This is a genomic window from Klebsiella quasivariicola (assembly GCF_002269255.1).
Lineage (GTDB): Bacteria > Pseudomonadota > Gammaproteobacteria > Enterobacterales > Enterobacteriaceae > Klebsiella > Klebsiella quasivariicola.
Window position 1 is genome coordinate 3,242,038 of sequence record NZ_CP022823.1, and the last position, 14,861, is coordinate 3,256,898.

The 14,861-nt window shown below is 57.1% G+C and carries 16 protein-coding genes; 7 read left to right on the top strand and 9 right to left on the bottom strand.

Annotated features, from left to right (window positions below; all coding sequences use genetic code 11):
• Positions 1 to 168 precede the first annotated feature (168 nt).
• From hxpB to B8P98_RS16155, 4 genes are all read left to right on the top strand, one after another.
• Positions 169 to 837 carry a hexitol phosphatase HxpB gene (gene hxpB / locus B8P98_RS16140; RefSeq protein WP_080897200.1) on the top strand — a complete coding sequence of 223 codons (669 nt, stop codon included), beginning with the start codon at positions 169 to 171 and terminating at the stop codon, positions 835 to 837.
• Between the two features lie 149 nt (positions 838 to 986).
• Complete coding sequence (gene kduD, locus B8P98_RS16145; protein WP_025713616.1) at positions 987 to 1,748, top strand: 2-dehydro-3-deoxy-D-gluconate 5-dehydrogenase KduD; 762 nt, start codon at positions 987 to 989, stop codon at positions 1,746 to 1,748.
• Positions 1,749 to 1,839: 91 nt separating this feature from the next.
• Positions 1,840 to 2,430, top strand: a complete 591-nt coding sequence (locus B8P98_RS16150) for a metal-dependent hydrolase (protein ID WP_025713617.1) — start codon at positions 1,840 to 1,842, stop codon at positions 2,428 to 2,430.
• A gap of 135 nt (positions 2,431 to 2,565) precedes the next feature.
• The gene (locus tag B8P98_RS16155; protein WP_080924381.1) at positions 2,566 to 3,957 is read left to right on the top strand and encodes an L-cystine transporter; all 1,392 of its coding nucleotides are present in this window, start codon (positions 2,566 to 2,568) and stop codon (positions 3,955 to 3,957) included.
• 57 nt (positions 3,958 to 4,014) lie between these two features.
• Here the strand turns inward: B8P98_RS16155 and cedA are convergent, their stop codons facing one another.
• Positions 4,015 to 4,254, bottom strand: coding sequence for a cell division activator CedA (cedA, locus tag B8P98_RS16160; RefSeq protein ID WP_004151919.1), 240 nt, complete (start codon positions 4,252 to 4,254; stop codon positions 4,015 to 4,017).
• Positions 4,255 to 4,459: 205 nt separating this feature from the next.
• Between cedA and katE the strand changes: the two genes are divergently transcribed.
• The gene (gene katE / locus B8P98_RS16165; RefSeq protein ID WP_080924380.1) at positions 4,460 to 6,718 is read left to right on the top strand and encodes a catalase HPII; all 2,259 of its coding nucleotides are present in this window, start codon (positions 4,460 to 4,462) and stop codon (positions 6,716 to 6,718) included.
• 57 nt (positions 6,719 to 6,775) lie between these two features.
• On the opposite strand, the gene chbG is transcribed toward katE, so the two are convergent.
• The 8 genes from chbG to osmE all read right to left on the bottom strand — a co-directional run bounded on the left by chbG (position 6,776) and on the right by osmE (position 12,701).
• Complete coding sequence (gene chbG / locus B8P98_RS16170; RefSeq protein ID WP_025713620.1) at positions 6,776 to 7,534, bottom strand: chitin disaccharide deacetylase; 759 nt, start codon at positions 7,532 to 7,534, stop codon at positions 6,776 to 6,778.
• A gap of 13 nt (positions 7,535 to 7,547) precedes the next feature.
• Positions 7,548 to 8,894, bottom strand: a complete 1,347-nt coding sequence (locus tag B8P98_RS16175; protein ID WP_025713621.1) for a 6-phospho-beta-glucosidase — start codon at positions 8,892 to 8,894, stop codon at positions 7,548 to 7,550.
• Between the two features lie 110 nt (positions 8,895 to 9,004).
• Positions 9,005 to 9,829 carry a transcriptional regulator ChbR gene (chbR, locus tag B8P98_RS16180; RefSeq protein WP_061154926.1) on the bottom strand — a complete coding sequence of 275 codons (825 nt, stop codon included), beginning with the start codon at positions 9,827 to 9,829 and terminating at the stop codon, positions 9,005 to 9,007.
• A 27-nt stretch (positions 9,830 to 9,856) separates the two neighbouring features.
• Positions 9,857 to 10,204, bottom strand: coding sequence for a PTS N,N'-diacetylchitobiose transporter subunit IIA (gene chbA, locus B8P98_RS16185; protein ID WP_004179419.1), 348 nt, complete (start codon positions 10,202 to 10,204; stop codon positions 9,857 to 9,859).
• Positions 10,205 to 10,257: 53 nt separating this feature from the next.
• A complete protein-coding gene (chbC, locus tag B8P98_RS16190) occupies positions 10,258 to 11,616 on the bottom strand; it encodes a PTS N,N'-diacetylchitobiose transporter subunit IIC (protein WP_004148091.1) in 1,359 nt (452 codons plus the stop codon).
• A gap of 11 nt (positions 11,617 to 11,627) precedes the next feature.
• Positions 11,628 to 11,744 (bottom strand): hypothetical protein, encoded by a 117-nt coding sequence (locus B8P98_RS31025; RefSeq protein WP_042929645.1) that lies wholly within the window; start codon positions 11,742 to 11,744, stop codon positions 11,628 to 11,630.
• Between the two features lie 19 nt (positions 11,745 to 11,763).
• Entirely contained in the window at positions 11,764 to 12,084 is a 321-nt protein-coding gene (chbB, locus tag B8P98_RS16195; RefSeq protein WP_002901547.1) for a PTS N,N'-diacetylchitobiose transporter subunit IIB, read from the bottom strand.
• 278 nt (positions 12,085 to 12,362) lie between these two features.
• The gene (gene osmE, locus B8P98_RS16200; protein ID WP_004203822.1) at positions 12,363 to 12,701 is read right to left on the bottom strand and encodes an osmotically-inducible lipoprotein OsmE; all 339 of its coding nucleotides are present in this window, start codon (positions 12,699 to 12,701) and stop codon (positions 12,363 to 12,365) included.
• Positions 12,702 to 12,983: 282 nt separating this feature from the next.
• Between osmE and nadE the strand changes: the two genes are divergently transcribed.
• Both nadE and cho read left to right on the top strand, forming a co-directional pair.
• Positions 12,984 to 13,811 carry an ammonia-dependent NAD(+) synthetase gene (nadE, locus tag B8P98_RS16205; RefSeq protein WP_025713623.1) on the top strand — a complete coding sequence of 276 codons (828 nt, stop codon included), beginning with the start codon at positions 12,984 to 12,986 and terminating at the stop codon, positions 13,809 to 13,811.
• A 99-nt stretch (positions 13,812 to 13,910) separates the two neighbouring features.
• Positions 13,911 to 14,774, top strand: a complete 864-nt coding sequence (gene cho, locus B8P98_RS16210) for an excinuclease Cho (RefSeq protein ID WP_025713624.1) — start codon at positions 13,911 to 13,913, stop codon at positions 14,772 to 14,774.
• The last annotated feature ends 87 nt before the right edge of the window (positions 14,775 to 14,861 follow it).

Sequence of the window (14,861 nt, forward strand, 5' to 3'; positions counted from 1 at the left end):
GCGTTGGTGGTTCGCCTGCTGCCTGTTGCGTGGCGCTGGCGTCCCTCGCTCCCCCGAGTAGGTCGGGTATAAGTCTATCTGCCACGGCGAATTTCGCCCAATAATGCGCGGTATGATATACCATGATTGCCGATTCGTTTATCTGATTACGCAACAGGAGAAGGACTTATGTCAGCGAAGCGCCGCATTGAGGCCGCGATATTTGATATGGACGGGTTGCTGATTGACTCGGAGCCGCTTTGGGATCAGGCGGAGGTCGAGGTCATGGAAAGTCTGGGGGTGGATACCCGTCGCCGCGATGAACTGCCCGACCTGCTCGGTCTGCGAATCGACCTGGTGGTGGATCTGTGGTACGCCCAGCAGCCATGGCACGGCGTAGACCGGGCGGAAGCCACCGCGCGCATTATCCGTCGCGCCATCGAACTGGTGGAAGCTTCCCGTCCGCTGCTGCCGGGCGTGCGCGAAGCGGTGGCGCTGTGTAAAGCGCAGGGCTTGAAGGTGGGTCTGGCCTCGGCCTCGCCGCTGATGATGCTGGAAAAAGTGCTCGATATGTTTGAACTGCGCGACCAGTTTGCTGCTCTCGCCTCTGCGGAGCATCTGCCCTGGAGCAAACCGCACCCGCAGGTGTACCTCAACTGCGCTGCCGCCCTGGGAGTTGACCCGCAGCGCTGCGTCGCGCTGGAGGACTCGGTCAACGGCATGATCGCCAGCAAAGCCGCGCGCATGCGGTCTATCGTGGTGCCGGAAGCGGAGAACAGCCGCGACCCGCGCTTTGTGCTGGCGGACGTCAAGCTCCCGTCACTGCAGGCACTCACTGCTGAGCACTTGCTCGGCTAACACCGCTGGCGGGTGCAACGATCGCTGTCACGCCGCCAGAACTTAAATCAAAACACAGTTTCATTTTAATTGTAATTTTGTTTCTCTGCCTCTATGCTGGGGACAGGTGGCGTCATGGTACGCCTGAAGATCAGCTGACAGAGGTGCATATGATACTGAACGCCTTCGACCTGACGGGTAAGGTCGCCATCGTGACCGGTTGCGATACCGGCCTGGGACAGGGAATGACGCTGGGCCTGGCGCAGGCCGGGTGCGATATCGTCGGCATTAACCGCAAGATCCCCCATGATACAGCCGAACAGGTTCAGGCGCTGGGACGTCGGTTTCATGCCATACAGGCGGATCTCAGCCATCAGAGTGATATGACTGCCCTGGTTGACCAGGCCGTGGCGGCGATGGGCCGGGTCGATATTCTGGTCAACAACGCGGGTACTATTCGTCGCCATGATGCCCTGAATTTCCCGGAAAGCGACTGGGATGCGGTGATTGACCTGAATCTTAAAGCCGTGTTTTTCCTTAGCCAGGCGGTTGCCAGACAGTTTATTCATCAGGGCGACGGCGGGAAAATCATCAACATTGCCTCGGTGCTCTCGTTTCAGGGCGGTATTCGCGTGCCCTCCTACACCGCCTCGAAAAGCGGCCTGCTCGGCCTCACCCGTCTGTTGGCCAATGAATGGGCCAGCCAGGGTATCAACGTCAACGCCATTGCTCCCGGCTATATGGCGACCAATAACACTCAGCCGCTGCGCGAAGACGAAGAGCGTAACCAGGCGATCCTCGAACGCATTCCCGCCGGGCGCTGGGGTGTGCCGGGCGATCTGCAGGGACCGGTGGTGTTTCTCGCCTCGTCTGCCGCTAACTATGTTAACGGCTACACGCTGGCCGTCGATGGCGGATGGCTGGCGCGCTAAGAGTTTGTGACAAAGAGTTACACCGTCACCTCTTCCGTACACTGTATAAAAACCCTATACTGTATGAATCGACAGTTTAGGGTGTATGATCATGACGGCGGAAGGCCATCTCTTCTTTTCAATCGCCTGCGCAGTATTTGCCAAAAATGCAGAATTAACGCCGGTGCTGGCGCAGGGCGACTGGTGGCATATTGTGCCCTCTGCGGTCCTGACCTGCCTGCTGCCGGACATCGATCACCCGAAGTCGTTTCTTGGCCAGCGGTTGAGCTGGATCTCCAGACCCGTGGCGCGGGCCTTTGGCCACCGCGGCTTTACCCACAGCCTGCTGGCGGTATTTGGCGCGCTAACGCTGTTCTATCTGAAAGTGCCTGACAGCTGGATTATCCCGGCGGATGCCCTCCAGGGTCTGGTGCTGGGCTACCTCAGCCACATTCTCGCCGATATGCTCACGCCTGCCGGCGTACCGCTACTGTGGCCCTGCCGCTGGCGCTTCCGGTTGCCGATCCTCGCACCGCGCAAAGGTAACCAGCTCGAACGCGCCTTGTGTATGGCGTTGTTCGTCTATGCCGTCTGGATGCCGCAGACGCTGGCGGATAACAGCGCGATACGCTGGTCATCCGGGGTGATCAATTCCCTGCAAATCACCTTCAATCGCTTTATTAGTCACCAGAGTGGGCGATAAACCGGCAGAAAACACCGTTTGGTTATAACCCATTCCATTTGAATATAAGTCCTTAATAACGCCTTCTGCTAACCTTGCCGTCATAAGAGCTGGTTATCCACCAGCCCAGGTTATAAAAATATCAGGAGAACGGGGATGAACTTTCCATTAATAGCGAACGTAGTCGTGTTCGCCGTATTACTGTTTGCGCTGGGGCAAACACGCCATAAACAGTGGAGTCTGGCCAGGAAAGTGCTGGTCGGTCTGGCGATTGGCGTGGTCTTTGGTCTGGCGCTGCAGCTGATCTACGGGTCTGACAGCCAGGTGCTGAAGGATTCCATCCAGTGGTTCAATATCGTCGGTAACGGCTATGTCCAGCTGCTGCAGATGATCGTTATGCCACTGGTTTTCGCCTCCATCCTCAGCGCGGTGGCCCGCCTGCACAATGCCTCCCAGCTGGGAAAAATTAGCTTCCTGAGCATTGGCACCCTGCTGTTCACCACCCTTATCGCCGCCCTGGTTGGCGTGCTGGTGACCAATATGTTCGGCCTCAGCGCCGAAGGACTGGTCCAGGGCAGCGCAGAAACCGCCCGTCTGAACGCCATCCAGAGCAACTATGTAGGGAAAGTGGCCGATCTTAGCGTCCCACAGCTGATCCTTTCTTTTGTGCCGAAGAACCCGTTTGCTGACCTGACCGGGGCTAACCCGACCTCCATCATCAGCATCGTCATTTTCTCGGCATTCCTCGGCGTCGCAGCGCTTAAGCTGCTGAAAGAGGATGTGGAAAAAGGCCAGCGCGTGCTGACGGCCATCGATACCCTGCAGGGCTGGGTGATGAAGCTGGTGCGTCTGGTGATGCAGCTGACGCCTTACGGTGTGCTGGCGCTGATGACCAAAGTGGTTGCCGGGTCGAATCTGCAGGATATCATCAAGCTCGGCGGCTTCGTGGTGGCCTCCTACATCGCGCTGGGCATCATGTTTGTCGTCCACGGCCTGCTGCTGGCGATTAACGGCGTTAGCCCACTGAAGTACTTCCGTAAAGTCTGGCCGGTGATCACCTTCGCCTTTACCAGCCGCTCCAGCGCCGCGTCGATTCCGCTGAACGTGGAAGCCCAGACTCGTCGTCTCGGCGTTCCGGAGTCGATTGCCAGCTTCTCTGCCTCCTTTGGCGCCACCATTGGCCAGAACGGCTGCGCCGGTATCTACCCGGCAATGCTGGCGGTGATGGTCGCGCCGACCGTGGGCATCAACCCGCTGGATCCGATGTGGATTGCCACCCTTGTGGGCATCGTCACCGTCAGCTCGGCGGGCGTCGCCGGGGTGGGCGGCGGCGCGACCTTCGCTGCGCTAATCGTTCTGCCGGCGATGGGCCTGCCGGTGACGCTGGTAGCGCTGCTGATCTCCGTCGAACCGCTGATCGATATGGGGCGTACTGCGCTGAACGTTAACGGTTCAATGACCGCCGGCACCCTGACCAGCCAGTGGCTGCGCCAGACCGACAAGTCGATTTTCGATAGCGAAGAAGAGGCCGAACTGGCGCATCGCTAAACGGTAAGCACAAAAAAACCGCTGATAATCAGCGGTTTTTTTATTTCTGCAGCAGACTCAGGCTTCAATCTCACCTTCCTGACGCACCTGGTTAGCCCAGCGCTGGGCCGATTCCGGCACGCTGAACGCCGGTGAACGACGGAAATGCTCCCCCATCAGCAGAAAAGCGACATACTTCCCGCGCAAAATCCAGACATCGCGAAAATGGTCCATTTTCACGGCATGTTCCGGGGGCGCAGGCTCCACGCGCGGCACGTAGCTAATGACAGGGCGATTTTGTTGGCGCAATGGTTTCATAACAAATGGATTCACTAAACAAAGCGGGAAACAGAAACCTCTATCATAGCCGATTGTGGACCCGTTCGTCGCCCCCCTGCCGCCGATGCGCATTTTAGGATAACTCCCTGCCCCCTCGCCGGTCGCGGACAGCGTAATGTTCTATAGTTAGAAGGGTTTTGGTTTATCAACGACCACTTTTAGCAATGAAAGCAGGAGACGAGCAATGTCTGATAAGCACCCGAACCCTCACCACCAACAGGCACCGGTCCATGACAGCGAGGAAGCGCAGCCGGGTCTCGACTCGCTGGCGCCGGACGATCGGGAGTGGCGCCCGACGCCGAAACCCACCGCCCCAGGCGCCGAACCGACAGCCCCCGGCAGCCTGAAAGCGCCGGAAACCCACAGCAGCAAACTTGACGCCCTCGAACCGCAGCGCAAAGGGGGAGAAGACTTTCCGCTGACCACCAACCAGGGCGTACGTATTGCCGACGATCAGAATTCACTACGCGCTGGCACCCGCGGCCCAACGCTGCTGGAAGATTTCATTCTGCGCGAGAAGATTACTCACTTTGACCATGAGCGTATTCCCGAGCGCATCGTTCACGCCCGCGGCTCTGCCGCCCACGGTTACTTCCAGCCCTACAAGAGCCTGGCGGCGTTGACCAAAGCCGATTTTCTTTCTGCAGCGGATAAAGTCACGCCGGTATTTGTCCGTTTCTCCACGGTGCAGGGCGGCGCAGGGTCGGCGGACACGGTCCGCGATATTCGCGGTTTCGCTACCAAGTTTTACACTGACGAAGGGATTTTTGACCTGGTCGGCAACAACACACCGGTCTTCTTTATCCAGGACGCGATAAAGTTCCCCGACTTTGTCCACGCCGTGAAGCCTGAGCCTCACTGGGCTATCCCGCAGGGGCAAAGCGCCCACGACACCTTCTGGGATTATGTCTCTCTGCAACCGGAAACGCTGCACAACGTGATGTGGGCGATGTCGGATCGCGGCATCCCGCGCAGCTACCGCACCATGGAAGGCTTTGGTATTCACACCTTCCGCCTGATCAACGCCGAAGGTAAAGCCACTTTCGTCCGCTTCCACTGGAAACCGGTGGCCGGCAAGGCGTCGCTGGTGTGGGATGAAGCGCAGAAGCTGACCGGTCGCGATCCCGATTTTCACCGTCGCGAACTATGGGAAGCCATTGAGGCCGGAGATTACCCGGAATTTGAGCTCGGCCTGCAACTGATCCCTGAAGAGAACGAATTTGATTTTGACTTCGACCTGTTAGATCCTACCAAGCTGATCCCTGAAGCGCTGGTGCCGGTGCAGCGGGTCGGCAAAATGGTTCTCAACCGCAACCCGGACAACTTCTTTGCCGAAAATGAACAGGCGGCCTTCCATCCCGGGCATATCGTACCGGGGATTGATTTCAGCAACGATCCGCTGCTGCAGGGGCGACTCTTCTCTTACACCGATACGCAAATTAGCCGCCTGGGTGGGCCGAACTTCCATGAAATCCCCATCAACCGTCCGACATGCCCGTACCACAACTTCCAGCGCGACGGGATGCACCGGATGGACATTGACACCAATCCGGCCAACTACGAGCCCAACTCAATAAACGACAACTGGCCGCGTGAAACGCCGCCGGCGGCCAAACGCGGCGGCTTTGAGTCCCTCGCCGAGCGCGTCGACGGCGAAAAAATTCGCCAGCGCAGCCCCTCGTTCGGCGAATATTACGCCCAGCCGCGTCTGTTCTGGCTGAGCCAGACGCCAATTGAGCAGCAGCATATTATCGATGGTTTCAGCTTCGAACTCAGCAAAGTGGTCCGCACCTGGATCCGCGAGCGAGTGGTCGATCACCTGGCCCATATCGATACGCGGCTGGCGGAAGCGGTCGGGGCGAATTTAGGTCTCGAACTGAGCGATGAACAGCGCGCCATTACCCTGCCCTCCCCGGTCAACGGCGTGGAGAAAGACCCCAGCCTCAGCCTCTACGCCGATGCCGAAGGGGATGTGAAAGGCCGCGTGGTGGCCGTCCTGCTCAACGAGCACACCTCGGCGCAGGATCTGGTCCATCTCCTGCAGGCGCTGCAGGCCCATGGCGTACACAGCAAACTGCTCTTCTCGCGGATGGGCGAGGTCATCGCCGACGACGGTTCTCCCGTGCCGATCGCCGGCACCTTCGCGGGTTCGCCGTCGCTGACGGTGGATGCTGTGGTGGTGCCTGGCGGCGACCTCAGCGCCCTGAGCCAGAGCGGCGACGCGCGCTACTACCTTCTGGAAGCCTATAAACATCTGAAGCCGATTCTGTTGGCAGGCGATGCGCGACAGCTGACGTCCGTTCTGCAGGTCCCGTCCCAGGGTGAAGAGGGAGTCATCGTCACCGATGCTCTCGACACGCCAGCGGCAGACGCACTGCTCGCCCTGATGACCGCGCACCGCGTGTGGTCGAGAAGCCCGAAAATCGCCGCTATTCCGGCGTAGTAAAAAGCCCGGCACACTGTGTCGGGCTTGATTCACTTTCTCTTTCCACCGTCGGGCTTACACGTCGCGGTAGGTTCCCAGACGATAACCCCGGTCGGCTATCGCTGCTTTCAGCGAGGCAGAGGTCAACACATCAAGCTCACCCAGCCGCGGGTAGCAGTAGGCGCTGCCCATAATGGTCTGATCGACAAAAGCCGGATGACACATCACCTCCAGGGAGCGCTCCCCACGGGCGAGTGAGGCATCCAGCGTCTGCACAAACAGTTCCTCAGAGACCGCTTCGCCGTAAAACTCGCTGCTGAAGCCTGCGCTGCTGCGCGCCGCCTGTTGATCGAGCCCACTCTGCGCCGCCACCTGGCGGTCAATACGTAACGCAATCCCCTTCTCGCGGGCAAAGGCCGCCACGATGGGATAGATCGGGGCGATCATATGCACATGGTGGTGGCTGTCGATATGCGTCGGCTCATGGCCGAAGCGTTCGACAAAACGACGGTACTGACACGCCAGCTCATGGGCGATCTCCTCCAGCGGCAGGCGACCTTCTTCCGCCTGCTGCCAGATCCATTTCCCGAGCTTACCCTCGCGAGTTAATCCCGGCATCGCCGACAGCGGCTCGCCCAGCGTCAGCACAAAGTGCATCCCGACCGCCAGCTCCGGGATACTGCGGCTCAGCTGGGCGGCGTGGTCAATGGCCGCGCCGTTGACCAGCGCCGTGGTCGATGTCACCACGCCGTTACGGCAGGCCTCAATAATGCCGTAGTTCTGCCCTTTACTGAGGCCGAAATCGTCGGCATTGACGATCAACACGCGTTCCATTTTGCCGCTCCCGTTACGATTTCAGTTTTTCGATAGTCGCCGCGAAGTTCGGCAGCCATTTTTCATGCGCCAGGATCATCTCCCGCGCCAGCTGCTCGGCGTCACGATCGGAATGGATCAGCGGGCTTAAGTTCAGCGCCAGCAGTACGTCGTTCAACTCGCCGCTGATCGCCGCCTGGCTGGCCGCCACTTCGAACCCCTTGATGGTGTAGATAAGCCCTAACACCTTCTCATCGAAATGGGTGATGCGCGGCGTCGGCTTCGCGCCGTCGCGACCTAAGGTGCAGCTCATCTCTACCGCCCAGTCCGCCGGGATATTATCGACATGGCCATGATGCGGGATATTCACATAGTGCTCAGTCTGCTTGTCGTTATAGATAGCGTTGATCACTTCGCAGGCGGCATCAGAGTAATAGGCGCCGCCACGCTGCTCCAGCTCCTTCGGCTTGACGTTAAGATCCGGGTTTTTATACAGCTCGAACAGCTGCTTCTCCACCTTCTGCACCACCTGAGCGCGCGCGCCGCCCTTATAGTACTCGCCCATCTCAATCGCCAGCATCTCTTTTGGCTTAAAGTAGTAGAGCAGATAGGAGCACGGGATCAGGCGCAGGGAGCGGATCAGCCCCTCGCTAAACGGCAGATCGAAGATATTTTTCACCGAGTTCGCGGTCAGACGGCCAGAGGCCACGCCGTCCAGCAGTTCATCGAAGCGCGATACCCCGTTAACCAGTACGTCGCGGACGAACACCAGGTGGTTCAGACCAAACAGGTCGATATTCAGCTCATCGCTCGGGCTCAGCTGCAGTACGTCGGTGATGAACATCTTCATGCCGATAGGAATGTTGCACACGCCGATAAAGCGTTTGAAACTGGTGTGGCGATAGACCGCTTCAGTGACCATACCCGCCGGGTTGGTGAAGTTGATGATCCACGCGTCCGGGCAAATCTCCTGAACATCTTTCACGATATCGAAAATCACCGGGATGGTGCGCAGACCTTTAAACAGCCCGCCCGCCCCGTTGGTCTCCTGGCCCAGGTAGCCGTGGCTCAGCGGAATACGCTCATCTTTTTCACGCGCCTTCAGCTGGCCAACGCGCAGCTGGGTGGTGACGAAATCCGCGCCCTGCAGCGCCGCGCGACGATCCAGCGTTTTATAGACCTTCATCGGCACGCCGGCTTTTTCCACCATCCGCTGGCACAGCGCATGGATAATATCGAGCTTCTCCTGGCCCTCTTCCACGTCCACCAGCCACAGCTCGGTCACCGGCAGTTCATGATAACGCTTCAGAAATCCTTCCAGTAATTCCGGGGTATAGCTGCTGCCGCCGCCAATAGTGACTACTTTTAATTTCTGGCTCATCTTTTTCTCCCTTAGGCGCTACGCCTGGACGCAGGCCGCTCTCCGCAACAATGCGGACAGTTAACTTGAATGATTTTCGGTATAAACCGGGCGGCTAAAACCGCGCGGGTTTAATTAATACTGGTCAAATGTTTGCGATAACTGCTCGGCGTAAACGACGTCAGTTTTTTAAACGTTTTAATAAACAGGCTCGGGCTACTGTAGCCGGATTCATACGCAATATCCGTCACCGAATAGTTGGTAATTTCCAGCTGCTTTTTGGCAAAATTGATACGGATATCATTAATTATCTGCATCGGCGTTTTACCATAATAGCGCTGGGTCGCCCGGGTTAAATATTCCTGGGTTTTGCCCGATAGCTGAACCATATTTTCGAGCGCGCCCTCACCAAATTTCAGTTTATCGTGCATGGCCTCAACGGTATTTTTTAACCATTGCGGAATGACGTCGGCAACTGGCTCTTCGCGATAGTGACGTAAACGGTTAATGACATAAAAGGAGACCAGCTCGATAAATTCGTCAAATTCCGTTTCGCGAAAATTGAGTGAGGCGATAACCGACTCTACGTAACCAAGAAAAGCGCTCTGCACCGCGTAGACCTGGGAGGCCACCAGGCCAAACGGCAGCAGCGGCAGATAATGTTTCTCAAAGAAGCGTCTGCTGATGCCGACGTTAAGGATCCGCGTCGCACCAAACTCGTAAAAGCTCTGATGGTGCGAGCCCATCGGGATAAAGACAAAATCCCCACGCTCCAGCAGCACCCGTTTGCCATTGATCTCCTGGTAATAGCGCCCGGTTAACACCACGGTAAATTCGTAGTAATCATGCTGGTGAAGCCCGCTCACGCTTTCCGTTTTGTTATAGATGACCACATGAAAGTTCTTCCCGTTGAACAGCTGTTGTTCTCTGGCGGTACTGATCTCGGTGGTCATCATCCTGGGCTGCCTCATCGTCGCGATGGCCTATTGTACCTTCTCGTGCAGCTCAATCAATTCGGCGACCAGCTCACGGGCCAGCATGGAGGTCATCAGATGGTCCTGAGCATGCACCAGCACCAGGCTGACCTTCATTTTGCCTTCGCCTTCGTCGCTTTCGATAAGCTGGGTCTGTACGCGATGCGCCTCGCTCAGCGCCTGGCGCGACTGCTCCATCATCGCTTTCGCGGCAGCAAAATCCCCCTGCTTCGCCTGCTTCAGCGCGGCATAGGCCAGGCTGCGGGCTTGTCCGGAGTTGATAATCAGCCCCATCACCACCTCTTCGAGGTCATTTTCCGGGGTCTCTACCGCGTCGATGTTGTCCAGATCAAACATAATATTTCCCTCATTTATCAGGCGGTACGGGATGCTGCCCGTACCGCGCGGTATCAGAATTTCAGTGCGTTAGCGATATCTTCTTCGCTCTCTTCCTGCTCGATGACGGTCTGCGCTTTATTCGACAGCACCACAAACGGCAGGTAGACCAGAGTCGCGACGCCAAGGTTGAACAGGGCGACCAGCAGGGCAGCCACGCTGCCGTTACTGTTAAAGAACGCTCCCAGACCGGTCGGCATGGTCCACGGCGCCAGGTTGGTCACCGGTGGGATAATCCCCAGGCTGTAGGCCGCCAGCGTAATGGCCGCCAGAATCGGCTGGACCAGCACGAACGGGATGAACATCACCGGGTTCATGATGATCGGCAGGCCAAACAGAATCGGTTCGTTAATCTGGAAGATACCTGACGGCAGCGCCAGCTTCGCAACCTGACGATGGTCAGCGCGGCGGGAAGCGATAAAGATGGCGATAATCAGGCCCAGCGTCGCTCCGGAGCCACCCAGCAGGATGTAGGAGTCGAGCATCGGCTTGGCCCAGAAGTGGAACTGTTTGCCCGCTTCGATGGCCGCATCGACAGAGCCGTACTGGTTGTACAGCGCGATGTTTTCCAGCGCCCACGGGGTCATGATGCCGTTATCCAGTGCGGTCAGCGCCAGGGAGCCGTGCACGCCGAAGAACCACAGCAGGGAGTTAAAGATAACGTATGCCCAGCCAACCACGCTGCCCATCGCCGCCAGCGGCGTGGAGATGGAGTCCATGATGATCTGGTGGAAGTTGCTGCCGTAGCTCGCCAGGGCCCACGAGATAATGCCGAAGATGGAGAGGATCAAGAAGCCCGGGATCAGCGCGGAAAAAGAGCGCGATACCGACCCTGGGACGCTGTCCGGCAGTCTGATCACCCAGTTACGACGGATAACGAAGGTGAACAGTTCCGCGACAACCAGACCGATAATCATCCCGGAGATGATGTTCTGCCCGCCCAGCCAGTTGGCCCCCACCGCATAGGCTTCGCCCACGCTATACGGGGTCACGGTCATGAAAGCCGCCACCGCCAGCAGACCCGCGGCCATCGGGTCAACTTTGCGCTCTTCCGCCAGCGCGGAGCCGATAAAGAACGGCGCCATCAGCGACATAATGCCGAGGGTACCGTTATAGACGTTTCCGCCGATAGCCTTAAAGCCGTTTAAGGTTTCAATGGTGGAGGCATCCAGGCGAATGCCCATGGAATAAAAGAAAGAGCCCTCGCCGAAGCTCAGAAAAACGTTGTTAATTAATACAAACATGGCCCCGGCGAGGGTCAGCGGCATTAATTTAATAAATCCGTTTTTAATCGCATTAATATGCGGCTGCTTTCCTATTTTCACTGCAAAAGGAAGGAGTACCTTTTCAAGCGAGTCGATCACTTTACTCATAGTCAATACCCTTAAAAGCCGCAATAAGCTATTACGGCGATGATGTATGAAATTACTCTTTGACGGGAAAATAAACTCTTTATTTTTTGACGTCCGGCAACAGGGTGCCGCCAGGCGTCAAAATACATCGAGTTTTAAAATTTAAAATTATTGTGCTGCAGCTTTCTTAATGGCCGCGACGGCGGCTTTCAATACACCTAAACCATCCACCTTGCCATAGAGAAGAGAATCGATGACTTCTACCGGTTTATTTGGCAGCAGACGCTGAATTTCCGGTAACATATACGCAATTTGTGGGCCTAATAATACCACGTCGGCTTCCGGTCCCTTTTCACCCGCGAGAGTTTCGGGATAGGCTTCAATAATGACCGGGACTTCGTATTTTTCTGCCTGCGCGCGCATTTTGGAGACCAGCAGTGACGTGGACATGCCTGCCGAGCAGAACAGATAGATGTGTTTCTTTTCCATGAACGCTTCCTCAATGTGTGAGACCAGGGCCTTCAGTAACCGCTGAGAGCCGGTAAGACTGGTAACATCCGGTTAATTCTGTTTATGGGTTGAGTATACGGCAACCTGAGCCACGAGGATAATTCGCTGTTGAACAGAATTGTCTCTCATTGACCTCCGGTTTTGACTACCTTCACATTTTCACCCAAATAATTCGCGCAATTAAATAAGCATCAGTACTCGCAAAAAAGCCCGACCAATGGTCGGGCTTACGTATGACTCAGTAAACAGTAGGAAGCTTACTTGGCGTTGCGCGGGTCGGTATCATACTCAGCGCAGGTCTGGTAGCCGGAGTTCATGACATGGCCTGTTTCGTCGAGGGCCACAAAATAGGTTTCCACTTTACCATCTCGTTGACCGAGGATGTAGGTCTGACAGGTGCCGCGAGCATGGACCATGGTAACTTCCGTTGAAGGTTTGCCGGCAATCTGCATCACCTGCTGACGCGACATCCCTTTCTTAACATCTTTCACCACCGGCTGAGTAAACTGGTCTTTGGTACGGTCGTAAGCGGTACAGCCCGCGAGTAAGGTTAACGCGACGGTGACGCCCAGTATTCCTGCTAAGCTTTTGTTCATTTTGGTTCCTCTCTTCTACTGTGTAACGATAAGCCTGGAATAAATAGTGTTATTTTTCAAGCCGAACTGCGAAATCATGTCTGATTGTGTTATTGCGTAAACAGGATTGATCTGCCGCCGTCGGACGGCGGCGCAACGCGCGGTACAGCATCTATAATGAAAACCTATGTCATTGATTGCCTTCTTTTCCGGCAGTCAAAACCCCGGTCCTTGTCGTTTCAGCGGCAAAGAGGTAGCTTTAAGCCAACAGCTTGCCAAACAGATTCACTTTCGGAGGGCGCGATGACGCTACAACAAGAGATTATTCAGGCGCTGGGCGCAAAGCCGCAGATTGATGTCGCCGGCGAGATCCGCCGCAGCGTGGATTTTCTGAAATCCTACCTGCAGACCTACCCGTTTATTAAATCGCTGGTGCTGGGTATTAGCGGCGGTCAGGACTCCACCCTGACGGGAAAACTATGCCAGATGGCGATTAACGAACTGCGTGCCGAAACCGGCGACAGCAGCCTGCAGTTTATCGCCGTCCGTTTACCCTACGGCGTGCAGGCGGATGAGCAGGACTGCCAGGACGCCATCGCCTTTATCCAGCCTGACCGGGTGTTGACGGTCAATATTAAAGCTGCGGTGCTGGCCAGCGAACAGGCGCTGCGCGAAGCAGGGATCGAACTGAGCGACTTTGTTCGCGGTAACGAAAAAGCCCGTGAGCGAATGAAGGCCCAGTACAGCATCGCCGGAATGACCAAAGGGGTGGTGGTCGGCACCGATCATGCGGCGGAAGCAATTACCGGCTTCTTCACCAAATATGGCGACGGCGGCACCGACATCAACCCAATTTTCCGCCTGAACAAACGTCAGGGCAAACAGCTGCTGGCCCATCTCGGCTGCCCGGAACATCTGTATAAGAAGCTGCCGACCGCCGACCTGGAAGACGATCGCCCCTCCCTGCCGGATGAAGTGGCCCTGGGTGTCACCTACGATAACATCGACGATTATCTGGAAGGCAAAACGCTGGACCCCAGTATCGCCAAAACCATCGAAGGCTGGTATCTGAAAACCGAACACAAGCGTCGGCCGCCGATCACCGTCTTTGACGATTTCTGGAAAAAATAGTCCCTCTTCCGCCCCGGCCCGCGCCGGGGTTATTTTTTGCGCTTTTCGCCGCAAAAACCGCCTGCTATACTGGATAGATAGACAGTATCAGGAGTTATTGTGGCCAGAAAGCAATCTGCCCCGCGTCTGGAGTTTGAGGCGGCGGCGATCTATGAATATCCCGAACACCTTCGCCCGTGGCTGGAGACATTGCCAAAGCTACCGGGCGTCTATCAGTTTCACGGCGACAGCGACACGATGCCGCTCTATATCGGTAAGAGCGTCAACCTCCGCAGCCGCGTGTTGTCCCATTTGCGCACCCCCGAAGAGGCCGCGATGCTGCGTCAGTCGCGGCGTATCACCTGGCAGCGCACCGCAGGTGAACTGGGAGCGCTGCTGCTGGAGGCGCAGCTGATTAAAGAGCAGCAGCCGCTGTTTAACAAGCGGCTACGGCGTAACAAGCAGCTCTGCGCCTGGCTGCTTGCGGACGACCGGCCGCAGATTGTCTATGCCCGCGAGGTTGATTTCTCGCACCAGCAGCATCTCTATGGTCTGTTCGCCAACCGGCGGGCGGCGCTGCAGATGCTGCAGACCCTTGCTGACGAACAGCGCCTCTGTTATGGCCTGCTCGGCCTGGAGCCGCTCAGCCGCGGCCGCGCCTGCTTTCGCTCCGCGCTGGGCCGCTGCGCCGGCGCCTGCTGTGGAAAGGAGAGCGTGGAGGCGCACCGCCAGCGCCTGCTGGCGCAGATGAGCAGACTGCAGCTGGTGTGCTGGCCGTGGGCGGGGCCGGTGGCGCTTGAGGAGCGCGGGGCAGATATGACGCAGTATCACGTCATTCATAACTGGCTGTGGCTGGGCGCCGTCGACTCGCTCGACCAGGCCGCTGAGCTGACCCGTCTGCCCGCCGGGTTTGACCAGGATGGTTACAAGATCCTCTGTAAGCCTCTGCTCAGCGGCAACTACCCGCTGCACCCGCTGGGCTGAGAAGCCACCAATAAAAAACCGCCGGTCCTGCCCAACGCCTGATGGCATTATTGGGCAAGACCGGCGGTCTTGATTCAGTACGCTACA